Source organism: Acididesulfobacillus acetoxydans (assembly GCF_902729405.1).
GTDB lineage: Bacteria > Bacillota > Desulfitobacteriia > Desulfitobacteriales > Desulfitobacteriaceae > Acididesulfobacillus > Acididesulfobacillus acetoxydans.
Window position 1 is genome coordinate 4,166,581 of sequence record NZ_LR746496.1, and the last position, 23,253, is coordinate 4,189,833.

Consider the following 23,253-nt stretch of genomic DNA (forward strand, 5'->3'; position numbering starts at 1 on the left):
TTTAATCACGTATACAGTATTAAGTCCCGAGCCCCCTAACACGTTCTTTTTCGTCAAGGTTCCTGTATACCTCCACGTACGCATCAAAACGCTCACTCTTGCGGAAATTCACTTCCACCCGTTGGCGGCAGCTCTCCGAGTAATGACTCTTTCCCTTGGCCCTCACCTTCTCGATACATCCCACGAGACCCTGAATATTATCCGGCCTGACAACGTACCCACACCCTTCCATCACTATCTCCGTTCCCGGGGTTGAATCAAAGACTATCGCAGGTGTTCCACAAGCCAGCGCTTCTGCGGTGACTAACCCGAACGTTTCCTCGACCGAGGCATTCACAAACACGTCCGCTGCCGAATACACCTCGGCCAACTCATTGACATCCGACGTCCGTCTTATCCCGATGACGTTAGCCGGCAATTTCGCCATCTGCTTCTCACTCAGTCCCACCAGTACTATTTTGCACGTGTCGTCGATTCTCTTTGACAGCTCTATAAAACTGCTAAACCCCTTTCTCTCGCTCCAAGTGCTCGCGACCCCGAGAATGACGAAGCTTTTTCCCAGTCCGTACTTTCTGCGCGCCGGCTCCCCATCGACGGGTTTAAACACCTCTGTGTCAATCCCATTGTTGATAACCTTAATCGGATACTTGGCCAAGAAAGATTTCGCAACCAAGTCTGCCAGCCACTGCGAAGGGGTAACAATGACCGTATTCTCCAATCCGGTAAACAGTTCCTTCTTTTTCTCATAATTTCGCCGTGAATTGTCTAGCAGGTTACTCGCCGGATAAGTGCGCTTCTGCGGACAGGTATGGCAGCCTTCGCGCCAGCGTTCACACTGCGCATAGCTAAAATGGGCGCAGTGCCCGGTGAAGCTCCAGCAGTCGTGCAAAGTCCAGATCACGGGCTTACGGGCTTCGCGAAGATACTCAAATAGTACACGGACGTTCAGATAGTAGCCGTGGAGGTTGTGCAAGTGGATGACATCGGGATCGATCTCTCTAATCCGCCGGATGAGTTTCCTCGTCGCCCGTCCGGATCCCCAGAGACCATGCCGGTCAAAAAGCCGGGTCAAGCCGCCATGAACGATGTAGTCCAGTTTCCTGCCCACTCTCAAAGTGTGATCGTTTTCCGCCAACGCCTCCCTGCCATAGGCGATATAGCTCTCTATCCCCTTTGCCCGGAGCGTCGTGTCCAGGTCGGTCACGATGCGGCCGGTGCTGCCGAAGCCGGAGACAGAATTGATCTGAAGTACTTTCATAGAGTGCCTTTCTTAGCCTTTTTTTGCTTCCAAAGCTTTCGACAGCCGCCGCGAAGTCTGCCGTCTGAATGATTCCTCACCGAATGCTTCGCGCGGAAGCCCCCGGCTTCAGACGGCTTTAGGCATGGGGTGATTGACCATGTCACCTCTTGCCCCAGATGACCCTATCCACAATCTTCGCATAGCTCTGCACAATTTTAACCACCTTCACCGAGACATTCTCATCCACATAGTCCGGGGCCAAGACCGTGGGCTCCTGATTCTCCTGCATGGCCCTGGCCAGTTCCACGGCCTGCTCCACCTCCTCGGCACGGATGCCGCCGATCAGCACGGTCCCCTTGTCCAGGACCTCGGGCCGCTCGGTGGAAGTCCTGAGCAGGATCCCGGCGAAGCCCAAGACAGCGCTCTCCTCGGAGAGCGTGCCACTGTCGGAGAGCACGCAGAAAGCCTCCCGCTGCAGCTTGTTATAGTCGAGGAAACCAAAGGGCGGCAAGTTCCGGACCAGAGGATGAAACTTAAAACCTCGCTCGGCGATAAACTTCCTGCTCCGGGGATGAGTGGAGTAGATGATCGGCAGGCCGTAACGCTCCGCGATATTGTTTATTGCGCTCATGAGAGAGAGAAAGCTGCTTTCCCGGTCGATATTTTCCTCCCGGTGAGCCGAGAGCAAAATGTAGTGATCCGGCTCAAGACCCAATCTCTCCAGGACATCACTCCCTTCGATCCTTTCTTTCTGCTTCTGCAGCACTTCGGGCATGGGCGAACCGGTAACGAAAATGTGCTCTCTGCGAATGCCTTCAGCCAAAAGATAGCGCCGCGAATGCTCCGTATAGGCCAAGTTAATATCCGAGATATGGTCCACGATCTTGCGGTTAATTTCTTCCGGCACGTTCTGATCAAAGCAACGGTTGCCCGCTTCCATGTGAAAGATCGGCACTTTGAGGCGTTTGGCGGAAATGGCGGAGAGCGCCGAATTGGTATCTCCGAGAATGAGCAGGGCATCCGGTTTTTCCCTTTGCAGGACCTCATAAGACCTGGCAATAATGTTCCCCATCGTCTCCCCGAGATGGGATCCGACCGTTTCCAGATAATGATCCGGCGCTCTCAGGCCTAACTCCTCGAAGAAGACCTGGTTCAGGGTATAGTCCCAGTTCTGTCCGGTATGGACGAGCACATGCTCAAAGTAGCGGTCACAGGCCTTGAGCACTTCCGACAGCCGGATGATTTCCGGCCGCGTGCCCAGGATGGTCATTAACTTGAGTTTTTTCATGTCTGTGCTCAGACCCCCGCAAACATCGTATCCGGCTTGTCCGGATCAAAAGGTTCGTTGGCCCACATGATCGTTACCATATCCGTGTCACCAAGGTTTTCAATGTTGTGAGTATAGCCCGGGGGAATGTCCACAACTTCCAGTTTATTCCCGCTGACGAAGTACTCCAATACCTTTGGACTGTCTATCCGGCGGAAGCGGATCACTCCCTTGCCGCTGACGACCAAAAACTTTTCGCTTTTAGTGTGATGCCAGTGGTTGCCTTTGGTGATGCCCGCCTTGGCAATGTTGACAGACACCTGCCCCCTGTCCGGAGTTTTGATAAACTCGGTGAAGGATCCACGCGCATCCGTGTTCATTTTCAAAGGATAACTGAATCCGTCTTCCGGCAGGTAGCTCAAGTAAGTGCTGTACAGCTTCTTGGCAAACTCGTCCGCCAGGTCGGGAACACTGAGACTTTCGCGGCCCGCTTGGAAGGAATAGAGGAGAGAGGCAATAATTCCCAGCTTCACGGGGTAGCCGGGCCGGACAACCCAATGTTCCGGGACCGACGACCTTGGGCTGGGGAGCGCAGGCTCAAACCCTCCTCTCATTTGACGAACAAACTCGCTGACGACGTCATCGATGTAAACCAGATTTATGGTAGCGTCCGGATCGCTGATCGTGATAGGCAAACCGTTGGCAATGTTGTGGCAGAATGTCGCCACGACACTATTGTAGTTCGGCCGGCACCATTTGCCAAACACGTTCGTCAAGCGGTAGATGAAGACCTCTGCCCCGGTATCCTCATTGTATCTTAATACCGCCTCCTCCGCACTTCTTTTACTCCTCCCATAAGGATTGTCCAGATCCGCCTGTATAGAGGATGAAAGGAGCACTGGCGTCTTCCGGTCTGACGCGCGCAGGCAGTCCACGAGTTGTTCCGTCAATCCCCGGTTTCCCCGATCAAATTCATCAAGCTCTTGGGGACGGTTGACTCCCGCTAAATGAAAGACGAAATCGGCGGCGTTCACCATGGCCTGCAGTTCCTCGCTCGTATTCTGCGCCTCAAACCTGAGAATTTCCAGGTCGCCGAGGATCCGCAGAGAGGCTATCAGGTTACGGCCAATGAAACCATCAGCACCCGTTACAAGTACGTTTTTCACGTACGATTCACCAACCTCTCAGTTCTTCCTGAATATAATCAAGCGATAAAAGTAGCTCCTTAATGTCAGGGACGCCGAGACGCCAGGTGTTGTGAGAGTTGTATTCCTCACTGTGACTGACGTTTTCACTCCCGTCAAGAAAATATTTGTCATAGTTGAGATCCCTAGTATCCGCTGGAACACGGTAGTATTGACCCAAGTCTTCAGCATGGACCGCTTCCTCACGGGTCAGCAAGGTCTCATAGAGTTTTTCGCCATGGCGGGTGCCAATGATCTTTATCTCATTCTCCGCATGAAAGACTTGCTTCAATGCTTCGGCCAGGTCCCCAATCGTTGAAGCGGGTGCTTTCTGAACAAACAAGTCCCCTTGTCTGGCGTTTGTGAAGGCAAAGAGTACCAATTCCACAGCTTCATCCAAGGACATGAGATACCTCGTCATCCTAGGATCCGTCACGCCAAGAGGCTGTCCACTCTTGATCTGCTGGACAAAGAGCGGAATAACCGAGCCCCGAGAAGCCATGACGTTGCCATAGCGCGTCGCGCAAATCGTGGTCACGGCCGGGTCAATCGTGCGGGACTTGGCCACCGTGACCTTTTCCATCATGGCCTTCGAGATCCCCATGGCGTTGATGGGGTACACGGCCTTATCCGTAGAGAGACAGATCACTTTCTTGACCCGATTGTGGACAGCCGCACTCAGTACGTTCTCTGTCCCCAGGATGTTGGTCTTCACCGCTTCCAACGGAAAAAACTCACAAGAGGGAACCTGTTTCAGAGCCGCGGCATGGAATACGTAGTCCGCCCCAATCATGGCGGTCGACACACTTTGGTAATCGCGGACATCGCCGATATGCCAGCTGATCTTACCGCTTGCGAACTTCTTGCGCAGGTCATCCTGTTTCTTTTCGTCCCGGGAAAAAATCCGTATCTCGCGGATGTCAGTTTCCAGAAATCGACTCAGTACTGCACAGCCAAAGGATCCGGTGCCTCCTGTGATCAACAGCGTTTTATCCTTGAACATTTGTTTTGGCCACCTCCCCGATGTGGTTGACGATGATGTCGCAGCACTTTGAGACGTGATAGTTTTGCTCCAAGTACTCTCTCGCCTTCTTTCCCATGCACTCTCTCAGTTGACCATCGCTGGAAAATAGATCGAGATTTTTGTTGAACGCGATCAGATCACCGCTCTTGCTCCACAGGCCGAACTTTCCTTTCGCCATGACTTCTCCAAGATCTGAAGAGGTATCGGTCGCTGCGATGATAGGCAGGGAGAGCTCCATGTAGTTAAGCAGACGCGAAGGAAAATTCGGTACGGTAAATCTCCTGTCTAAGAAGATCATGCCTACATCACAAGCACTTAACAGCGCATTGTAATCATCCCTGGGCACAAAAGGCCGTAAAGACACATTCCGATAACCGGTCTTATCAATATGGTTCTTCAACGAGCCGTACTCCGTACCTGAACCAACTAATAAGAAGTATAGCCCCTCCCGGTCTTTATGGGACTCAAGCACCTGCATAAGAAAGTCGATCCCCTGCGGCTTGCCAAAGTTTCCACCATAGACAAAAACGACAGCGTCCTGAGGTATCCCGTAAAGTTCCCTGGTGAGTTTCTTTCCGGACCCTGATTTCTCCGCAGCCGCCGGTCTAATGCTATTCGGACAGAGTTCCACAACCTTGGGCTTCTCAAATCTATTATGGGTCACGACATACTTTACGTTGGCCCCGGACATACATCCTATGCGATCTGACACATGGTACAGCCTCTTTTCCTTGGCTCGAAAGTACCTATGGACCACTCCACCGTCTTTCATCAAACCAATATCCACAGCGTTCTGAGGAAAGATATCCTTGAGCATGAGATAGGAAAGGGCTTGATCGCGTTTCTTAACATAGCGTATGACCTCCTCAAAAGTCACAGGGGGAGTGGAGTAGAGTACCAGATCGAAACGAACGTTTCTAAAATACCCACGAATCGCCGCCATGAACTGACGCTCGATGAGAAGCGTAGCCATCCCCTTTTCAATCAGGTGGGTCTTTTGCAGATTCCACGTTCTGACCCTCAAGACATGAAGGCCACCCTCCATCCGTAGTTCCGTTCGTTTACCCTGCCTTCTTTCCCTCGCGGTAACCACATATACCTCATTGCCCCTGTCCTTTAATTCCTGGACCATGTCTGTGTATAGATTCCTATCTGCAATTGTTTCCGGGAACGCGATGGTCAGAAAGAGAATGTTCATTTAGCTCACCTGCAACTTTTTGTTCCGTACGACGCACTATGACGAGGTCTTTGAGCACGGAACTTAGTCTACCATTTCGAATTTAACAGAGGTCTTGATTACCTTGGCAGGAATCCCCACGGCAACGGTATTGGCTTCAACATCCCTATTTACCACCGCCCCAGCCCCAACGGTAGCTCCGCTGCCAATTCTTAGCCCTTGGATAACTGAGCTGTTGGTCCCAAGATCACATCCAGGTCCTACACGCACATTACCGCTGACATTTACCCCTGGGGCAATGGTCGAGTAATCCCCAATGACCACGTCGTGCCCGATTGTGCTGTTCAGATTGATGTGAACGTGATTTCCCACTTTAACTTGAGTGGTAAGGATGGACCCTGCGCATACTATTGACCCCTCACCGATCTCCACGTATTTGGACATTTTTACAGAAGGGTGTATTACAGTCGCGAATTTTACACCTATGCCCATTAACTCTCGCACTACGAAATACCTTGTTCTGGGATTTCCGATGGCACATACTGCATAAGCGTCTCTATTGGCTAGAAACCAATTATAAGAGCCAAGGATAGATTCACCACAGAGCCGACCATCCTTCTCTGCAGCCTCGTTTGTTACAAATCCAGCTATCGTATACAACGGTTGGCCAGTTTTCTCAGTAGCGTACTCATTGCATTCCCTAATTAGCCAAAGAACCTCTTTGCCAAAACCACCGGCCCCAACAATCGTTATTTTCCTTGTGTTCATCAAAGCCACCTCTAGCCGTTAAGCTAGCTCCTTACCACGGTTCTTTCACATCTTAAACCCTAAATGTCCTTTCCTCGGCTACTGTGAACTCTTCCATCGTCACACCCTCAGCCTGATTGACCCCCCGCCGCATAACCACAATCGCCAGAGTCCTCAAGAAAATCATTAAATCCACCCTAAGCGAAACATGCTCCACGTACCAAAGGTCATACTCGAATCGCGTCTCCCAATCCACCCCATTGCGCCCGTTCACCTGTGCCCATCCCGATATCCCCGGGGTCACCTCGTGCCGCCGCATCTGCTCCGGTGTGTAAAGCGGCAGGTACTGTACGAGCAGAGGGCGCGGCCCGATGAAGCTCATCTCCCCCTTGAGGATGTTGAAAAGCTGTGGCAGCTCATCCACGCTGAGCTTCCGTAAAATCTTGCCGATACGGGTCATCCGCTCCATGTCCGAAAGGGGCTCTCCGTCTTTCTCTGTCTCAACCCGCATCGTCCGAAACTTACAAATCGTGAAGATGACTCCCATTCGACCGGGCCGCTCCTGTTTAAAGAGCACGGGTCCTTTAGACTCTAGCTTGATGACGATGGCGGCACCCAGCATGATGAGAGATGTCACGATCAAGAGGACAAACGCGAAAATTACATCCAAAACCCGCTTAATCCAAAGATACGATACCATACTCTATTCCCACCCTTAAAACTTCTAAGGCTCCCCTGACCGGCTGGAAATTGTGAGCTTTCATCCTCTCCTCAACCCGTCAGCAGATTGACCACCTCTGCCTGCCGCTCTGACATTGACGGTATGACCGTCCCTAAGAGGGTTGTCACCTCACTGCGCTTCAGATAACTTCCTCTGGCCTCGATCGTCGTCAGCAGTTTCTTAAGCTGCCGGCTGTCAATGGCGACAGGCTTTGCCACAAATATGCGCTCGTGCGCAGTGGATCGCGTGCCTTCCGCTTGTGTCAGAAGCTCCTCCACCAGTTTCTCTCCCGGTCGGACTCCCGTAACGACAATTGGAATGTCCACTTCAGGCTCAAACCCCGACAAGCGAATCAGTTCCTTCGCCAAGTCCAGGATTTTCACAGGGCTCCCCATATCCAGGATGAAAATCTCCCCGCCCTCGGCCATGGCACCGGCTTGAAGAACGAGCTGCGATGCCTCCGGTATCGTCATAAAATACCGGGTCATGTCCGGATGAGTAATGGTCACAGGCCCCCCCTTCTCAATCTGTCTCTTGAAGGTGGGAATGACACTCCCACGGCTGCCGAGAACATTCCCGAAACGAACGGCCACAAACCGGGTTGAGGAGATCTTGTCCATGTCCTGGATGATCATCTCGGCCACCCGTTTGGAGGCCCCCATGATACTCGTGGGGTTCACAGCCTTGTCCGTCGAAATGAGAACGAACGTCTTAACCCCTACCACATCAGCGGCTTCGGCCAAAATGCTGGTGCCCAGGACATTGTTCTTCAGCGCTTCTTCCGGATTGTGCTCCATCAGAGGCACATGCTTGTGGGCTGCCGCGTGGAATACCACCCCTGGCTTATAACGTTGAAAAACCAGCCTCACTTTGTCGGCATCTTTGATGTCCAAGATTTCAGTGAAAACATGGAGCCCGGGAAAATCCCCCTTGAGCTGCTGTTCTATCTCGAACACACTGTTTTCACCGCGTCCCACGATGATCAAGCTTTCAGGGTTCAGCCCGGCTACCTGGCGGCAGATCTCAGAACCGATTGAACCCCCGCCACCGGTAACCATTACGCATTCTCCGGCCAAATAATCGGCCAACTTCTCAATATCGAGCTTGACCGGTGCCCTGCCGAGCAAATCCTCCACCTGAACCGGCCTTATCGCTCGGATGTCGGCAGGACCGTTCAAAATATCATACACTCCGGGAAGAATCTTAACTTCCGCCGAGACATCTCTGCAGTGCTCGATGACTCCGCGGATGACACCGCTCGAAGCCGAAGGCATGGCGATGATGATCTCATCAACGCTGTGATGTTTGACCAACCGGGGAATGTCGCTGAGAGTCCCCAGCACCTTCACCCCAATAATGTGCATCCGCTGTTTCTGCGGAGCGTCATCCACGAAGCCCACGGGGCGGCCTTCTCTGTAATTTCTGTTCTTGAGCTCCCGTATGATCGTCACCCCCGCGTCCCCCGCACCGACTATCAGTATTCTTTTTTGACTTTCCGGTGTCTCCGCCAGCAGACCCGCCTCCCGTACGACCCGTCCCAGCATGCGGGAACCGCCGACTAAGAACAAGACCGTAAACCAGAGCAGGGCGGCAACTGTGTTGGCAAAGCGCATGGGTGCCGTAAAGTAAATAACCGCTACGGTACCGGCTGTGCCGACCGTAACCGCAAAAACCACGGATAGAAGTTCTCCGGTACTGGCATATTTCCAAAGCCTATTATAAAGACCAAAAACCGCAAAGGAGATGAGATAAATGAGGGTACTGACGAAGGTCGTAATGAGATAGGTGGTTCTGTACTCGGGCGGAATTGCTCCCTCAAAGCGCAGGAAATAACTGGCGAAATGCGCGAGGTTAATGAGCAAAGCATCCACGAGGAGCATCATAACCGTTCTACCCGTAATTCTCATGTGGCAAGGCTCCCTTATTAAGTGTTTGCGACGCGACTAACCCACATCTTCCCACAACTTCTTAAAACGGGCCTCGGGATCGGCAATTGCGGCATATCGGGCAGCCCGTTTAATCTCGGTCACCACCGTATCGATCTGCTCCTCGGTGATCTTATTGAAGAAAGGGATCGCCAAGGTGCCGCCGGCGACGCGTTCGGTCACCGGAAAATCTCCTTCCTTGTAACCGAACATGTCCGTATATAAGGGTTGCAAATGAATGGCTGTGAAATAGGGCCGGCAGGCAACGCCTCTATCCAAAAGCATTTCGAGAACAAGACCTCTGTCAACCCAAGACTCAAAACGAATCACGAATACGAACCAGCTCATTCTCACGTTTTCGTCGAGGGTAGGAAGAACAATTCCTTCCACATCCTTCAGCTTGTCGATATACAGATCCGCAACTTGCTGCCGTCGGGCAATGATCTCTTCAATACGCTCCAGCTGAGCTATTCCCAAGGCAGCACTGATGTCACTCATTCGGTAGTTGTAACCTAAGCGAATATGATGAAGCCACTGGGTATCTATTCCGCGTCCTTGATTGCGAAGGCTGTAACACAGTTTGGCAATGTCTTCGCTGTTCGTAACGACGACTCCACCCTCACCGGTCGTTATTTGTTTGTTGGGATAAAAAGCTAGAACCCCCGCGTCCGACATGGAACCAGCCTTTCTGCCCTTCCACTCTGAGCCGATGGCTTCACAAGAGTCTTCAATGACGGCCAAGCCGTGCTTAAGAGCGATTCGTCTCACTTCGTCCATGTTCACCGGTTGGCCGAAGACATGAACGGGGAGGATGGCTTTCGTCCGGTCTGTGATTTTCGCTTCAATCTGCGAGATATCCATGTTATAAGTCTTCTCATCAATATCGACAAAGACAGGCTTGGCACCTTCATAGAGCATGCAGTTGCTCGATGCCACAAAACTAAAAGGCGTGGTAATGACTTCATCGCCGTCCTTAATGTCCAAGGCCCGGATCAGCATGTGCAATGCGCTGGTTCCGCTGTTGCAGGCTACGGCATACTTCGTTCCCACATAAGTCGCGATGTTCTGTTCGAACGCTTTCAGTTTCGGTCCCAGCGCCAGGAGACCGGAATCCAAGACCTCCGAAACAGCTCGTTTTTCCCTGTCCGTTATATCAGGCCTTGCTAACGGAATCATACCAAAACCCCTTTCCCCGAATCGTTGCTATTTTCCAAGGATTAACGCTAGCCACCACTCTGTCATTTGGAATAACTCCGATAGAGCCCTGATGGAATGGCCTATCATTTGCGCTCTCCGCCACCCGCTTGTCGTCCACAAACCGGGTGTCCGAACTCTGCAGCAAAACTGCCAACACGTCCGGGACAATCAACATCTCTTTGTGTTCCCGGATACGGTAGTCTACCAGCCTGCCCTGCGCCGCCACACTTAAGCTGACAGCCACGATGTCTACCTTCCCGCCCAGTTGTTCAATCTCGGTTTCGATTTCCCCGATCTCCTTTTCCCCCAAACCGTGAACCAGGCCAACCAGGGAAAAACGACCGTTTGCATAGCTCAAAAACCTTTTTGCAACTTCCTTGGACTCCTCCGCGTCTTCGCCCACGACCAAGACGCTCCGGGTAAACTCATGTTTTCGGTACAGAGGCCAAATGCCCGACCCGGTAAGAATGAGGGCTGTCATCTCCACAAGCGGTGTCAGCAGCGACACCGACAGGGAAACGGCAAAGCTCTGCGTAAGATAAATAAGACCCATAGCCAAGAGATTTAAAAAAACAACGGAGAACAAGATTGAGTAAACGATTTGAAAAAAGGCCCTTGCCCCCAAAACGCCTTTTTGCTTTCTGCTCAAAACACCTCTGACTCAGCCCCCTCCATTTCTTTCTCCATGCACATCCTCATATAATACTTTAGGGTCAACTCCAAGCCCTGATAGAGACTGAACTTAGGCTGCCATCCCAGCTCGAGGCGGGCTTTTTGATTGCTCAGGTAGCTGTCCCTGATGTCCCCCGGCCGCGCCGGCCCGTACAACGGCCTGGCATACGATCCGCCGACTTCATTGATGGCCTCCAGTAAGCCCTTGACCGAGGTTGGCACAGACGTGCTGATATTAAAAATACCGTAGTCCCCTGCCCCCAGGGCCGCCAGATTGGCCTCGGCCAAGTCTTCCGCGTAGACGAAGTCCCGGGTCTGTTCTCCGTCACCGTAGATGACGATGGGGTCATCCCGAAGCAGGTGGTCGATAAAGACAGAGACTACCCCGCCTTCCCCCTGCGCGTCCTGGCGGGGACCGTAAGCGTTGGCGTACCTCAAGACCGTGTAGTTAAGCCCGTAGGAGTCGGCATACATCTTGATGTAGTGCTCAGGGGTGTGCTTGGAGATACCATAGGGGGAGAGCGGGTTCAGGCTGTGGTTCTCGTCGACAGGTAAATATTCGGGATTGCCGTAGACCGCGGCTGAGGACGCGTAGATCATTTTCTTGACGCCAAAGTCCCGACAGCAGTTTAAGAGGTTCAAAGTGCCCATGATATTGACCCGCGCGTCTTTCAAGGGGTCACTCAACGAATTTTGGACGCTGATTTGAGCCGCGTGATGAATGAGGTAGTCTGGCCGCTCGGAAGCGAAGATTCTCTCCAGACGCTCGCCGTCGCCGATGTCACAGCGGTAAAAAACCGCTTTGCCATTGACATGTTCCATCAGCCCGGTCGAAAGATTGTCAACAATCGCCACGTGGCAGTCTTCAGCCACCAGCCTGTCCACAACATGGGAGCCGATAAACCCCGCTCCTCCGGTTACCAGGACTTTCACTCTTTGCCCCACCCCCAACGCTTTGGCATTACCCCTGGTCGCGTCCCTCGTTCTTTCTTTATCTTAACAGGGAGTTAAGACATAAAACTGGATCTCCGACCTCTAGGGCAGAACAAACGACGCGTCGAAAATTACCATCTCCATGTGTCTCTGAATACAATACTCGGTGAGCTTACCCAGAGCGGCAACCCGCGCACTGACAACGATGATATCCACCGTCACGCCCAGTTGCTCGATCTCGGCGTCGATCTCCTCGATCCCTTTGAGCTTGATGCCGTAAACCAATCCCACCAGGGAAACGCGGTCGCCGGCGCGGCTCAGCAACCTTTTCGCCACGGTTATGGACTCCTCCGGGTCCTGACCGACGACAAGCGCTTTCCGTTTGAAATGATCCCTCTTGCGGGAAGACCAAATATTCGCCAATTTTTATCCCCCCGTTTTCTGCCATTATTCCGTTCCGGCCCCTATTTCCTGGTGGATCCCTGCGTAAGTATGTAGTAGTGGTATAAGTTTGTTATGGAGCGATGATCCATCGGGATACTCGCCTCCGGGCAGGAAAAAAGCAGCCTCCTTGGCCGCAGACACCGCTTTCTCTGAGTTACGCCCCTTCTCGGACCGCTGCCAGGCAACGCCCTTTCGAAACTTATCCACTACTGTCCTGCTTTATCTACATCTACTTCAATTTCGGCATCTTTCGATATTTGCCCCACCGTTCTGCCGAGAATTTTGCACCGCGCCAGTCCCTGGGACTTTATAGAGCTCTCATTGGGACTTTGTTCCTACTGATAAGACTATTCGCCACCTCAAGGGAAAATCCTTCCTCCGAATCATAAAATTTACCTATTTTTTTGGAAGATTTTACTTTTCGCTTGGCTTCGCGTTTGATCCTCATTTGCAGCCAAAAACTGCAGCTAAAAACCCTCCCCCGGGTACCCACCCGGGGGAGTTCACAGAGTGGCTTGCCCTTACGTTTCTCAATCCTCTGCCAGCCTCTCCCGCAGTCCCTCTAAGAGCAGATCGGCGGGAAAATAGCGTCCCGGACATTCTGTAACTGCGCCCGGTACCTCCCTGTGCAGTTCCACGGCCTCGAGCGTCAAATGGTAGGCCCGCAGCAGGGCTTCGACTTTCTCCAGGAGGCCCCGCAACTGGGCATCCGGCACTTCCTCCTTGCTGAAATCCCCCACCAGGCAGATCCCTAGGCCGAGCAGATTGCGCTGAGAGGCACGGCAGTGGGCGCCGGGCCGGTTAAGGGGCCTCCCTTTCTCACAGGTTCCGTCAGGCAGGATGACAAAGTGGTAACCGATATCACTCCAGCCTTTCGTCAGATGCCACTCGCGGATGACGGCGGCGTTGACAGGAACGGCGCGGCCGCTGCGCCGCAGTACGGTCGGGCTGGCGGAATGATGAATGACGATTTTTTGCCAATCCATGTGCTTCTCCCCCTTATCTCATAGTTTATCGGGATAACAGAGGAGACCGAACGATGTTCTCACGTTCGGCCCAGAGTGGGTTTACCGGGGTTGGGCTCAGACCTTCTCCCTGCCCCTCACTTCCAGGACGGCAATCGCTTTGGCCAGTTCGGTGATACTTGTGGAAAGCTCGGTCAGCCTGCGTTCGATACGCACCAGAAGGTAGGCGCTGAGCGCAATGGGAAAACCGAAATTGCCGACTAGGTTCAGCAGATCCACCATGGCTTTTTCCTCCCGTCTTGCGCCTGAAGGTTGGTAAGCATTGGGGGCAAGCCCCTCCCGGATATTCTATGCTCGTTGTCCCAGAATTGGCAGTAGGCCGGAACAGCGAGGCGGCGGCCCTGAGCTTTCCGCTCCCGGCCGCCGCCCGGATCTTATACCCTTATCCCCCGTCCGGCCGGCGCTTGACCGCCGGCTGCGTCCTTTGGCCGGCCCCGACTAGGCCGCCGGAGGATCAAAAAGGTCGTTGGTCGAAGTGTCGACGATTTTTATATCCTGCTTAGAGAGATAGTCCCCTCCCTGGCCGGTAAACAGGTTCTTCGCGATGATCTGGTCCATGACCGTCTCGATCTGAGCGGCGGTCAGGTCCGCTTTCGGATCGGGGAGGGTCAAGGTCACGGTCTTTCCCGTCGCGGTGTTAAAGGTCATGCGCAGAACTTTGCGTGTGGTGACAGGCATCACTCATTCCTCCTCATTCGCCGCTGAGCCGGCCGGGCTTTCCCGGCCCCGCTTAGGCTTGGGACAATTCAACCCGGTTGTCGCGCCGGACACTGATGACAGTGTGCTGCTGCAGACCGTAGAGGGCCTGGATCACGTCGTAGACATCTTGATCCGTGGCCGCGGTTTTGACATTGGGAATGCTCCGCTGGCGCAGGATCGGGCCGCCGCTGCTGTTGACCCCGATCTGATAGGTGACCACCACAACCGATCCCTGGGCATTGGCTGTCACTGGCATGCTGGGAACCTCCTTTCCATCCTCCCCGAGTCGTTAAACAGGAATTCGCGGCCGGCCTCTGGGCTTGTTCGTCGGGAACTCCCGTTCTGATCATAGTATACTCATTCGTCCAAGTTGTGTTCCTAGACCATGGCCTTAACGGGCGTTTTTGCCAAACCACCGGAACCAAGATTTTCTCCGGTTCTCGGAGGAGTCGCCCCTGAGGATGTCCTCCGTCAGGGAAGGCAGGTCCTGCCCCAGCAGGATTCGGCGGGGATAATCTTTCGTGACCGCCTGGAAACGCGCTTCCCCCACCAGGCTTTGCAGCTTGTCCAATTCATCCCGGTACGGATGCTGCCGCTGTGAGGGACTGTGGGCATCGCTGCCGAGGAGATGCACCAACCCGCTGCCCGCGAGTTCCTTCGCCCAGTCTTTGGCCTGGCGCCCGTAGTGGCCGCTGAGGCTGCGCAGATCGATTTGCAGAAGGACGCCAAGCTTTAACCATTGCCGTAGCCGCCCCGGGGCCTCCCCCAGTGCGGGATAGCGTTCCGGGTGGGCCAGGACCGGGGTGACTCCTGCCACTTTCAATTCGAAGAACACTTGCTCCGTATAGGGCGGTATCTCCCAGGCCGGGAGTTCCAGAAGGAGGTGCTTGCCTTTCCCGCCGACGCTGAGGAGCGAGCCCTCTTGCAGGTAGCCGGCCATAGCGGGAAAGATGTGGTTTTCCGCTCCCGGGAGGACATTGAGATCGATCCCTTCATGGCGCAAGGCTTGGTTCAAGTCTCCCACTCTCTCTTCGATCTCCCCCGGAGTCAGCATGACCCGTCCCTCCATGACGTGCGGGGTGGCCACCACCGTCGTGAAACCCGCCTCCCGGAGCTGCCGCGCGATGCCCAAACCTTCTTCCAGGCTCTCCGCCCCGTCGTCGAGACCGGGCAGGAGATGACAATGAAAATCAATCATGAGAATGCTCCCCTTAACCTTCAGCTTCACCGTTCTGCTTGGAGTTTCCGCACCGTTTCCCGAGACAGGCCTGTAATCTCAGCAATGTCTTCTAATGAAAATCCCCTCTTCAGGGCATTTCTGGCCGTTTCCAGCTTTCCTTTTAGTTCACCTTCTTCTCTTCCTTCTTCTCTTGCAGTATCTAGGATTCCTAATTCCTGCCCTAGGTAGGCCAGATAATCGTCATATCCCCGCCGTTCTTCCTCGCTCATCATGAGATAATCCAGCTTCTTGGCCGCCAGGAGGATGCCCGGCGACTTAAAGTCCTCACGGATGGCGCCATGCTTAAAGAAATACACCCATTCGTCAAGATCCTCCCGGACCATGTCTTCAAACTTTTCCACATAGATCATGTAGTATTCGGGAAAGACATTTTTGCTGGTAACCACCGTGGATCTCTCGCGTTTGGCTGTGGATTCGTGAAGAATAAGCGGTTTCTTGGTGTGCAGTCCAATCAGCTCTGTTGTGCCATAATAGATGAAGTCTGTATTTTCTTTTTCATCCACTCGCAGCGTATGATACAGGATACTGATGGAGATCACCTTCACAACTTCGCTGTAGCTCTTCCCTAGCTCCAGACCTTCCACAACGGCTCTCGACGTACCCCAAAGCAGACGTTGCAGGTAATCCGCCTCCCGTTGATTCTGTATTTCGATGATGATTTGTCTTCCTTGGGAGTCTCGGCACTTCAAGTCAACCCGGTTAAATTTGCGATTTTCAGCTTCCCTGTTGCTTTCGCTTTCTAAAATACTATCGATAACGATCGTTTCCTTTAGCAAGTTGGAAATAAAGGCTTCCAGTACGTCAAAATTGGCCTTATTCCGCAGTATATATTTCATAGCCCAGTCGAAGCGCACCAGCTTTTTTACAGCCATCCTTTTTTACTCCTTTCAAATACTAGGAAGCTGCGAAATTACAACATCGGACCCGCGGACAGTTTTGCTTCTCCACCTGTCTTTGCTATCCTTTTTTCTATCCTTATTGTACCATTTCGCGGGAACCGCGTCACCTTCTTCCGCTGCTCTCGCCGATCTCAAAAAACTCTCTCGCCGCAAAACACGGCGAGAGAGTCAGTTCTGGTTTGGAACAAATCGCAAATTGAGTGTTGCCGCCGGGCGGGCGTCCGGGCATACACCGAGCCGGGATCCCCCGTCGATCGGCCCGGCGATCTTACTCGTAGGTGCTGAGGAATGTCACCGTATAGGTTGGTGACGTGCCGAAGCTAATGGATTTTCCCATCAGTTTGGACAGTGGGATCTGGTCGAAGACATAGCCCGCTTCTCCGCTCGCAATGGCAGCCTGGAGTTGCTCTGCCGTTAAGCCGGTTGAAGTATAGTTTACGCTCCCGAGGAGCATGGCGGAAACGACGTTGACAAAGTTGAAGGAACTGCCGCTGGTCAGATCGCCCAAGGTCTGACTCCCTTGGCCCGATTTTATGGCTACCTGGACCGTGTATGGCGCGGTCTTGGTGATGGTCATCCATTGATTGGAAAGCGTCGTCAGCGGGGTTGTTGTTGGCGTACCCAAGTTGATGGTCACCGTTTCCACTGAACTGTTATTATAGCCGCTCTCTGTCAGATAGCCCGTCAAGGTCACGGGTCCGCTGCCGAACACCATTCTCAGACCGCCAAGCGAGACTCCATTGTGATTCGTATCCAGGGCCCCCAGAAGAGTGGATGTGGATAGGGAGCCGCTGCTCAGTGCCGCAACGACCGGATTGGCCAGCCAGGACACACCCCGGGACTTCAGCGATGTCACGGTCAGGGATGGATTCGTACCGTTGCTCGCAATTTGCAGCCCGGTCAAGCGCACGCTGTCTGGAACCTTACTCAGATCCAAGCTGACGGACGAAGTTCCGGAAGACGTTACATTGTCCGAGGGGGTACTCATCTGTGCCGTAACGGAGCTTACACCCAGAGTCGGAGTTACAGGGACTCCCCCTCCGCCGCCTCCGCTGAATCCTCCGCCACCGCCTGCCGGAGGTACGACAGGTGGAGTGGTTCCACCCGCGGGCGGAGCGCTCGGGGTCGTCGAGGTAGCCTGTCCGTTGACGGTCCCGCCGCCGCTGACCAGAGTGCCGGTGCTGCCCTGATCAACCAGGCTGGCGATGCCGGCTGTGGGCGGAATCACGATATTGGCCTGGGCTGTGGTGGTCATGGTGCTCACGACTGAGCCGGCCCCCAAGTTCACGTTGGCCTGGGCTGTCACATTGACTGCCGTAAAGTTTCCGGACAAGCCTACCTGAGTTCCGGGCGTGAGCGGCGCGATATTGAGCTGGGCAATGCTCGCACCCGGCGCCGCCACGATGTTGGCCGCTCCTTCCACGATCACCGGTTGAGTAAAGGTACCGTGAAATACCACCGTGCCGCCGGGCGTCAGGGGCCGAATCACAATCACGGAACCGAAACTGCCGGCGGAAGAGGCATCCAGGATACCGGGGGCGGACACATAAGTGGTGGTTAGGGACGTGTTGCCCGAGGTCAGGATGTGCACGTCGCTCGAACTGTCCAGCGTCAAGCTGTCAGCCGTGACGCCGTTCAGGTGGATGCTGTTCGAGCCCCCGGAGAGGACCACGATTCCGGCAGCCTTGACGTTATTGAGTGTGGCGGCACCGTCGGCCCCGGGATCAAGGAAGACCGTGCCTGTGACCTGAACATTGGTCAGGGTGGAGTTATTGCCGGACACATAAATAGCGTAAGGCGCGACGACGTTCTGCAGAGTGACACTGTCGGCAGTGATGAGCACGCGATCGGTCAGGGTACTTTTGTTGGCCGGGTCGCTCGAACCCTCCGTGGCTCCCGCGGTCGTGTACGCTGTGGCCGAGGTCAGGGCGCTGAGCGCGGAGTCCGCAATGACGCTGTCCCCGCCCAGGGCGATTACGCTGCGGGGGAGAAGCGAGGCTTTGGCAAAAGCGAGACTTTCGGCCGGGAGTTGGGTATCGCTCAGGATGACGGGCGATCCCGTCAGGGCCGCCATGGGCGCGGCCGTAAGCGCGTCGACCAAGTGAGCGTCTTCCCCGTTGGCCACATAAACTGTGCCGTAATTGAGTTCCGGAGCGAAAGCTTTGATGACCAGGCGGTTAGTGTCAAAGCGATCCACCCCTCCTAGCCGCGCGGCACCGGGCAGCAAGGCTTTGACCGCGGAACTTACAACCCCGGTTCCGCCGATGACATAAGTGCTTTTCAGGCTGGGCTTCAGACTATCGAGATAAGAAGCCGTGGCAGCCGGCAGGCTGTTGACGTCCGTGAGCAGGATCGGCATCCCCTGCGCCGCCGCGATCGGGGCGACCGAGAGGGCGTCGGCGTTGCTGTAGGCCGTGGCGATCACCGCCCGGCTGACCTTCTCCAAGGATCCGAGCGTTTGGGCAATGTTGACGGCTGTGGCGAAGCGGTCGCTTCCGCCCAACGATTTTACCGCGATGCCCAGCGCGGCAATCTCATCCGTCACCGCCTTTTCGATGACCCCGGAGCCGCTGGTGACATAGACTGTCTTCACTTGCAGGCGTTTGAGCTCAGCCTGGGTGTAAGGATTGAGGCTGTCCCCCTGCGTGAGCAGGATCGGGGCGTTGAGAGCTTTGGCCAAGGGGGCCGCCGTAAGCGCGTCGACCAGGTTTTGATCCATCCCCGCCGCCACAATGGCATATTGTGACGTCGTTTTCCACCCGGCTTCGGCGATCTTGGCCGCAGTTTCATAGCGGTCCTGACCGGCCAAACGCAAGGTCGTGGCAGGAGAAGTCACCGCTGCCACCGGAGTAGTCGGCGCCGAGACGCTCGCCGTATCCGCCAGGGCGGTCAAAGGCTGCAGGACTGTCAACGAACACGCCAGCGTGAACGTTAAGAGCCGGGTTAAGGATTTTCCCTTTTTCATAAAACAGATCCTCCTACTTTGCTTATTCTCGCTTTCATCCTCCTCAAGAGCTACCCTTGATGAATCCAATCCCGTTCTTTGTTTCTCCTCCCTCCCTTTCTCCCTTCTTTTTTTACAGACCCGCCTCAAAATCCGAGGCCGGATTTGTCAACTGTGCCCGGCAGGCGGCCCTCTGCGTGATCTCTCCGCTTTTTGTGCTCATGCCCGTAGTAATAGTAGTAATAATGTTCGCGCGTCTTCATCTCGACTTTATTCAAAACCGCGCCCAGCAGTTTGGCCCCCACCTTTTCCAGCTGTTCTTTGGCTCTCAGGGCATACTCGCGGTTCACCTCCCCGGAGGCCAGGACGAGGATGACCCCGTCGACACTTTGGGCCAGGATCGAAGCGTCCGCCACGGCAATGACAGGCGGCGTATCAATGAGAATCGTATCGAATTCCTCAGCCGCCTCTTCCAGGAACCGCTTCATGCGCTTCGAGTTCAGCAGTTCCGCCGGATTGGGCGGGATCGGGCCCGAAGAGAGCACAGTCAAGCCGGTAAACTTCGTTTCGCGGATCAGTTCTCGGATTGCCTTCTCCTGAACTAGGGCCGTGGACAGCCCTTCCAGGTTGCTCAGACCAAACAGCTTGTGCTGCGTCGGATTGCGCAGGTCTCCGTCAATAATGAGCACGCGTTGTCCGGCTTCGGCCATGCTGACCGCCAAATTGGCTGCCGTGGCGGATTTCCCTTCCCCCGGCCCGGCGCTGGTCACCAGAATCTTCTTAACTTCGCCGTCCACGGCCGTAAACTGCACGTTCGTTCTCAAGGTGCGGTAGGCCTCTGAGATCGGCGATTTCGGCTTTCTTGCGGTAATTAAACTGGACAATCCCATCTCCCTTTCCCGTCAGGCGGTTTTTTCCCACCCTCTCTGTCCCCTGCTCTCCTCCGATGCCCTGAGCACTTGCACCTACGGGCCGGCGGCTCTGCGTTTCCGGCGCCTCCCGCCTATTCCCGTTCTTCCAGCTTAAAGTCCGGAATCACGCCCAGAACAGGCAAGCCCAGAATTTTGCCGACATCGTCGGAAGTCTTAATCGTATTGTCGAGATATTCAATCAGAAAGGCGATACCGACTGCCACCATCAGCCCGACCACGAAGGCGATCATGACGTTGAGACTCTTTTTAGGCTTGATGGGGTGATGCGGAGCCACCGCTTTGTCCACCACACTGACGCTGTCCACTTTCTTAATCTTAATCACCGCGCCGGAAAATTCCTTCGCTGTGGCATTGGCGATCTGTGCAGCCAGAGCAGGGCTCGTGTTATCCACTTTAATCTCCAGGACTTCGGTATTGGGCACGGAGTCTACGGTAATGCTCTTGTTTAAGGTGTCGAACGTCTGGGACAGGCCGAGCGTCTTAATCACGTTCTCTTCCACCGTACGACTCTTGGCGATGGTCGCATAGGTTTTGGCCAATTGCTGATCGGCGAGCAGAGCATTGTAGTCCAGAAGTTTGCCGGCCTGATCCACTGAATCCGCCGCCGTAGCTTTCTGACCCACGATGAGCGTGGTGACCGATTCATAGACCGGCTTGAGGACAAAAAAACTAACGATCCCGCTCGTCAAAGCTGCGATGAGGGGTATCGCGACGACAATCAGCCAGTGTTTGCGCAGTACCTCCCAGTACTGGCGCAGGTCGAGTTCCTCTTCTTGCATGGATCCTCCTTTACGGCGCTTTACAGCGTATTTTTAAGCAGGGTATCTACCCTGTTTTAATCGGGTTATCTTCCTTAATCCAAAGCATAACGTATCGCCTATCACGCATTGTGTACAATGCAGCTAAACCGTAATTAAATTCAGTGCGATTATCCCCACGCAGGGCGGGCGAAATGTCCCGGTCCCATGAATATTTTCACAGCTATCGTCCTAGGACCTCGTTCCCATAAAAGTACTATTCTACGCCTTCGCCCGAAACCCTTCTACACGGATCGAGAATTTACCTTATTCTTGGCAAAGTTTCTGGGGAAATCTTCCGCGCCAGACAGCACTCGGCCATTTGCCAATCCCAGGGGCTGTCCAGGTCGAGAGAACTCATCCGGTCCATGGCAAAGCCCTCGACCCTTGCCGGCATAAACGTGCGCTCGCGCAGCAGGACTTCGGTCCGGACCAGGTAAAGGGCGCCGTTCAGAACCCAAGTCGCCGGCAGCTCCTGGCGCCGGGCCGCCCCCTCCGCCGGCAGAAGCGGGCGCAGGAAACCGTCCTCACCGGGCCGGAACATCCACTCCGGCGGCTGGTCGGGCTCCGTGACACTGACCAAAGCGTCGCAAGGCGGGACCGGGGGCCGGGGCGGAATCAAAGGCCCGGACTTCGCGGATACGGTGTCCGCGGATACGGACTTCACGGCTGCGAGCTCCGCGGATACGGACTTCGCGGTTACCGACTCGGAAAATCCGGGCTCCGAAGACCCGAACTGCTTGGCCAGCATCCTGGCCGCACACTCCCGGATCTGCTCCGCCCTGCGCAAAGGTGAAGTGGGCTGCAGCAAGAGGACATAATCCGGGCGGTAACCCTCGCGCTCCGCCAGCCACCGGAGGGCATGCAGCACCGGCTCGATCCCGGGTGTGCTGTCCTGGGCCAGTTCCGCCGGCCGCAAAAAAGGTACCTCGCAGCCGTATTTTCGCCCGACGGCGGCTATCTCTTCGTCCTCGGTCGTGAGGATGAGCCTGTCGAGACATCCCGCTTCCAGAGCCGCCTCGATGGTCCAGGCTAGGAGCGGCTTCCCGCCGAGAAGCCGGATGTTTTTGCGCGGAATACCCTTGGAGCCGCCGCGGGCAGGGATGATGCCCAAGATGCGCGTTTGAGCCATGAACTTCCCTCCGTTCACTGAGAATAACCGCGACTGCCGCTGCACAACATGGCAGCGACCCCATCCGCGCACGCCGTTCTCTGAGTGCCATCTGCTCAAGGGGCAACCGCCACAAATTCTGCGTCTTCAGCCGGTTCGGCCGAGTACGGCCCGTAAGTCTATATGGTATGCCCGCAACAACAAGGTACATGCCAAACCGCCTTTTGTAAGGCTTCTTGCCAAATTGGGGAGAGCCTCTTAGTTCCTGACTCTCGCGGGATTGCCCGCGACCGTCACCCTGGGGGGGACATCCCTGACGACCACGGCTCCGGCCCCGATGGTGGCTCCGTCTCCGATCATTATCCCTTGAATGATGACGGCTCCCGTTCCCACGTGCACTCCCTCGCCCAGGGTGACCCCGCCGGAGAGTGTAGCTCCCGGCGCCAGGTGGGCGTGGGCGCCGATCCTGCAGTCGTGATCCACGCAAGCCCGGGTGTTGACGAGGACGTTGTCCCCCAGGACCGCGCCTGCTTGAACCACCGCTCCGGCCATCAGCTGGACCCCCTCGCCCAGCTCAGTCAACCGGGAGATGACAGCCGCGGGATGGAATACAGAGGCAAACGAATAGCCCAAAGCTCGGAAGTGTCGGAAGATCTCACGCCGTTTGCCGGTGCGGCGGACGGATCCGAGAGCATTGACCAGTCGAATATCCTCGGGGGAATGCTCCAGAACCCGACTGTCCCCTCCCAGCACCGGCACGCCTAAAACGTGCCTGCCGACACCCGGGGATGCGGTGTCCGCGTCCGTCAAGCCGAGGATGGCGGCATTCTGCGCCAGAAGAATATCCAGGAGGACCTTGGCCTGTCCTCCCGCCCCGATGATGATCAGCGGTTTCTTATCCATTCTGACTCCTTTGTACGCCCCTTCTTCTGAATCTCCCCATGGCTTAAGCCGGCGTTTTTGCTGTTCGATGTACTGCTTGATTTGCGCAAGTGGCGCACCTCCTACCGTAGATACAAACCAGGAATTCGTCCTGGCTAAAGCCGGCGGTATGCGGCTAATCCTCTCGCGCACA

Annotated in this window: 23 protein-coding genes and 1 pseudogene; all 24 read right to left on the minus strand. The window is 54.9% G+C overall.

The window, feature by feature from the left end; all coding sequences use genetic code 11:
* Nucleotides 1-19 precede the first annotated feature (19 nt).
* On the minus strand, nucleotides 20-1,258 hold the full coding sequence (locus tag MNU25_RS18455) for a glycosyltransferase (protein ID WP_240986409.1): 1,239 nt from the start codon (nucleotides 1,256-1,258) through the stop codon (nucleotides 20-22).
* A 142-nt stretch (nucleotides 1,259-1,400) separates the two neighbouring features.
* Complete coding sequence (wecB, locus tag MNU25_RS18460; protein ID WP_240986410.1) at nucleotides 1,401-2,528, minus strand: non-hydrolyzing UDP-N-acetylglucosamine 2-epimerase; 1,128 nt, start codon at nucleotides 2,526-2,528, stop codon at nucleotides 1,401-1,403.
* Nucleotides 2,529-2,536: 8 nt separating this feature from the next.
* Nucleotides 2,537-3,673 (minus strand): polysaccharide biosynthesis C-terminal domain-containing protein, encoded by a 1,137-nt coding sequence (locus MNU25_RS18465; protein WP_240986411.1) that lies wholly within the window; start codon nucleotides 3,671-3,673, stop codon nucleotides 2,537-2,539.
* A 7-nt stretch (nucleotides 3,674-3,680) separates the two neighbouring features.
* Complete coding sequence (locus tag MNU25_RS18470) at nucleotides 3,681-4,694, minus strand: polysaccharide biosynthesis protein (protein ID WP_240986412.1); 1,014 nt, start codon at nucleotides 4,692-4,694, stop codon at nucleotides 3,681-3,683.
* Nucleotides 4,681-5,913 carry a glycosyltransferase family 4 protein gene (locus MNU25_RS18475; RefSeq protein ID WP_240986413.1) on the minus strand — a complete coding sequence of 411 codons (1,233 nt, stop codon included), beginning with the start codon at nucleotides 5,911-5,913 and terminating at the stop codon, nucleotides 4,681-4,683. The genes MNU25_RS18470 and MNU25_RS18475 overlap by 14 nt, the downstream gene beginning before the upstream one ends.
* 63 nt (nucleotides 5,914-5,976) lie before the next feature.
* Nucleotides 5,977-6,660, minus strand: coding sequence for an acetyltransferase (locus MNU25_RS18480; RefSeq protein ID WP_240986414.1), 684 nt, complete (start codon nucleotides 6,658-6,660; stop codon nucleotides 5,977-5,979).
* A gap of 52 nt (nucleotides 6,661-6,712) precedes the next feature.
* Nucleotides 6,713-7,339: a sugar transferase gene (locus MNU25_RS18485; protein ID WP_240986415.1), complete on the minus strand. Its 627-nt coding sequence runs from the start codon at nucleotides 7,337-7,339 to the stop codon at nucleotides 6,713-6,715.
* A 71-nt stretch (nucleotides 7,340-7,410) separates the two neighbouring features.
* A complete protein-coding gene (locus tag MNU25_RS18490) occupies nucleotides 7,411-9,267 on the minus strand; it encodes a polysaccharide biosynthesis protein (RefSeq protein WP_240986416.1) in 1,857 nt (618 codons plus the stop codon).
* A gap of 36 nt (nucleotides 9,268-9,303) precedes the next feature.
* Nucleotides 9,304-10,461, minus strand: a complete 1,158-nt coding sequence (locus MNU25_RS18495) for a DegT/DnrJ/EryC1/StrS family aminotransferase (protein WP_240986417.1) — start codon at nucleotides 10,459-10,461, stop codon at nucleotides 9,304-9,306.
* Nucleotides 10,439-11,131, minus strand: coding sequence for a hypothetical protein (locus MNU25_RS18500; RefSeq protein ID WP_240986418.1), 693 nt, complete (start codon nucleotides 11,129-11,131; stop codon nucleotides 10,439-10,441). Before MNU25_RS18500 ends, MNU25_RS18495 begins: the two co-directional genes overlap by 23 nt.
* Nucleotides 11,128-12,087 carry an NAD-dependent epimerase/dehydratase family protein gene (locus MNU25_RS18505; protein WP_240986419.1) on the minus strand — a complete coding sequence of 320 codons (960 nt, stop codon included), beginning with the start codon at nucleotides 12,085-12,087 and terminating at the stop codon, nucleotides 11,128-11,130. The genes MNU25_RS18500 and MNU25_RS18505 overlap by 4 nt, the downstream gene beginning before the upstream one ends.
* 102 nt (nucleotides 12,088-12,189) lie before the next feature.
* On the minus strand, nucleotides 12,190-12,510 hold the full coding sequence (locus MNU25_RS18510) for a hypothetical protein (RefSeq protein ID WP_240986420.1): 321 nt from the start codon (nucleotides 12,508-12,510) through the stop codon (nucleotides 12,190-12,192).
* Between the two features lie 551 nt (nucleotides 12,511-13,061).
* Nucleotides 13,062-13,517: a peptidoglycan recognition protein family protein gene (locus MNU25_RS18515; RefSeq protein ID WP_240986421.1), complete on the minus strand. Its 456-nt coding sequence runs from the start codon at nucleotides 13,515-13,517 to the stop codon at nucleotides 13,062-13,064.
* A gap of 96 nt (nucleotides 13,518-13,613) precedes the next feature.
* Nucleotides 13,614-13,778, minus strand: a complete 165-nt coding sequence (locus tag MNU25_RS18520; protein ID WP_084719429.1) for a YvrJ family protein — start codon at nucleotides 13,776-13,778, stop codon at nucleotides 13,614-13,616.
* Nucleotides 13,779-13,994: 216 nt separating this feature from the next.
* Nucleotides 13,995-14,234, minus strand: a complete 240-nt coding sequence (locus MNU25_RS18525) for a DUF2922 domain-containing protein (protein WP_240986422.1) — start codon at nucleotides 14,232-14,234, stop codon at nucleotides 13,995-13,997.
* Nucleotides 14,235-14,286: 52 nt separating this feature from the next.
* On the minus strand, nucleotides 14,287-14,511 hold the full coding sequence (locus MNU25_RS18530; protein ID WP_240986423.1) for a DUF1659 domain-containing protein: 225 nt from the start codon (nucleotides 14,509-14,511) through the stop codon (nucleotides 14,287-14,289).
* 135 nt (nucleotides 14,512-14,646) lie between these two features.
* Complete coding sequence (locus MNU25_RS18535) at nucleotides 14,647-15,453, minus strand: tyrosine-protein phosphatase (protein WP_240986424.1); 807 nt, start codon at nucleotides 15,451-15,453, stop codon at nucleotides 14,647-14,649.
* A 26-nt stretch (nucleotides 15,454-15,479) separates the two neighbouring features.
* Entirely contained in the window at nucleotides 15,480-16,367 is an 888-nt protein-coding gene (locus tag MNU25_RS18540) for an Rpn family recombination-promoting nuclease/putative transposase (protein ID WP_240986425.1), read from the minus strand.
* 295 nt (nucleotides 16,368-16,662) lie between these two features.
* Nucleotides 16,663-19,359, minus strand: coding sequence for a cell wall-binding repeat-containing protein (locus tag MNU25_RS18545; protein ID WP_240986426.1), 2,697 nt, complete (start codon nucleotides 19,357-19,359; stop codon nucleotides 16,663-16,665).
* 125 nt (nucleotides 19,360-19,484) lie between these two features.
* Nucleotides 19,485-20,222: a CpsD/CapB family tyrosine-protein kinase gene (locus MNU25_RS18550; RefSeq protein ID WP_240986427.1), complete on the minus strand. Its 738-nt coding sequence runs from the start codon at nucleotides 20,220-20,222 to the stop codon at nucleotides 19,485-19,487.
* A 119-nt stretch (nucleotides 20,223-20,341) separates the two neighbouring features.
* Nucleotides 20,342-21,049, minus strand: a complete 708-nt coding sequence (locus MNU25_RS18555; RefSeq protein WP_240986428.1) for a YveK family protein — start codon at nucleotides 21,047-21,049, stop codon at nucleotides 20,342-20,344.
* A gap of 280 nt (nucleotides 21,050-21,329) precedes the next feature.
* Entirely contained in the window at nucleotides 21,330-22,199 is an 870-nt protein-coding gene (locus MNU25_RS18560; RefSeq protein WP_240986429.1) for an acylneuraminate cytidylyltransferase family protein, read from the minus strand.
* Nucleotides 22,200-22,436: 237 nt separating this feature from the next.
* The gene (locus MNU25_RS18565; protein ID WP_240986916.1) at nucleotides 22,437-23,081 is read right to left on the minus strand and encodes an acetyltransferase; all 645 of its coding nucleotides are present in this window, start codon (nucleotides 23,079-23,081) and stop codon (nucleotides 22,437-22,439) included.
* A gap of 54 nt (nucleotides 23,082-23,135) precedes the next feature.
* Nucleotides 23,136-23,210: pseudogene (locus tag MNU25_RS18570) on the minus strand (IS200/IS605 family transposase); the annotation flags it as partial.
* Nucleotides 23,211-23,253 lie beyond the last annotated feature (43 nt).

What these genes read in the sequence shown, in the direction of transcription:
- MNU25_RS18520 (WP_084719429.1), bottom strand. Translation starts at nt 13,778, where the DNA reads ATGGTGGATCTGCTGAACCTAGTCGGCAATTTCGGTTTTCCCATTGCG.
- MNU25_RS18495 (WP_240986417.1), bottom strand. Translation starts at nt 10,461, where the DNA reads ATGATTCCGTTAGCAAGGCCTGATATAACGGACAGGGAAAAACGAGCT.
- MNU25_RS18475 (WP_240986413.1), bottom strand. Translation starts at nt 5,913, where the DNA reads ATGAACATTCTCTTTCTGACCATCGCGTTCCCGGAAACAATTGCAGAT.
- MNU25_RS18455 (WP_240986409.1), bottom strand. Translation starts at nt 1,258, where the DNA reads ATGAAAGTACTTCAGATCAATTCTGTCTCCGGCTTCGGCAGCACCGGC.
- MNU25_RS18555 (WP_240986428.1), bottom strand. Translation starts at nt 21,049, where the DNA reads ATGCAAGAAGAGGAACTCGACCTGCGCCAGTACTGGGAGGTACTGCGC.
- MNU25_RS18535 (WP_240986424.1), bottom strand. Translation starts at nt 15,453, where the DNA reads ATGATTGATTTTCATTGTCATCTCCTGCCCGGTCTCGACGACGGGGCG.
- MNU25_RS18470 (WP_240986412.1), bottom strand. Translation starts at nt 4,694, where the DNA reads ATGTTCAAGGATAAAACGCTGTTGATCACAGGAGGCACCGGATCCTTT.
- MNU25_RS18530 (WP_240986423.1), bottom strand. Translation starts at nt 14,511, where the DNA reads ATGCCAGTGACAGCCAATGCCCAGGGATCGGTTGTGGTGGTCACCTAT.
- MNU25_RS18490 (WP_240986416.1), bottom strand. Translation starts at nt 9,267, where the DNA reads ATGAGAATTACGGGTAGAACGGTTATGATGCTCCTCGTGGATGCTTTG.
- MNU25_RS18565 (WP_240986916.1), bottom strand. Translation starts at nt 23,081, where the DNA reads ATGGATAAGAAACCGCTGATCATCATCGGGGCGGGAGGACAGGCCAAG.
- wecB (WP_240986410.1), bottom strand. Translation starts at nt 2,528, where the DNA reads ATGAAAAAACTCAAGTTAATGACCATCCTGGGCACGCGGCCGGAAATC.
- MNU25_RS18515 (WP_240986421.1), bottom strand. Translation starts at nt 13,517, where the DNA reads ATGGATTGGCAAAAAATCGTCATTCATCATTCCGCCAGCCCGACCGTA.
- MNU25_RS18485 (WP_240986415.1), bottom strand. Translation starts at nt 7,339, where the DNA reads ATGGTATCGTATCTTTGGATTAAGCGGGTTTTGGATGTAATTTTCGCG.
- MNU25_RS18525 (WP_240986422.1), bottom strand. Translation starts at nt 14,234, where the DNA reads ATGCCTGTCACCACACGCAAAGTTCTGCGCATGACCTTTAACACCGCG.
- MNU25_RS18545 (WP_240986426.1), bottom strand. Translation starts at nt 19,359, where the DNA reads ATGAAAAAGGGAAAATCCTTAACCCGGCTCTTAACGTTCACGCTGGCG.
- MNU25_RS18540 (WP_240986425.1), bottom strand. Translation starts at nt 16,367, where the DNA reads ATGGCTGTAAAAAAGCTGGTGCGCTTCGACTGGGCTATGAAATATATA.
- MNU25_RS18480 (WP_240986414.1), bottom strand. Translation starts at nt 6,660, where the DNA reads ATGAACACAAGGAAAATAACGATTGTTGGGGCCGGTGGTTTTGGCAAA.
- MNU25_RS18560 (WP_240986429.1), bottom strand. Translation starts at nt 22,199, where the DNA reads ATGGCTCAAACGCGCATCTTGGGCATCATCCCTGCCCGCGGCGGCTCC.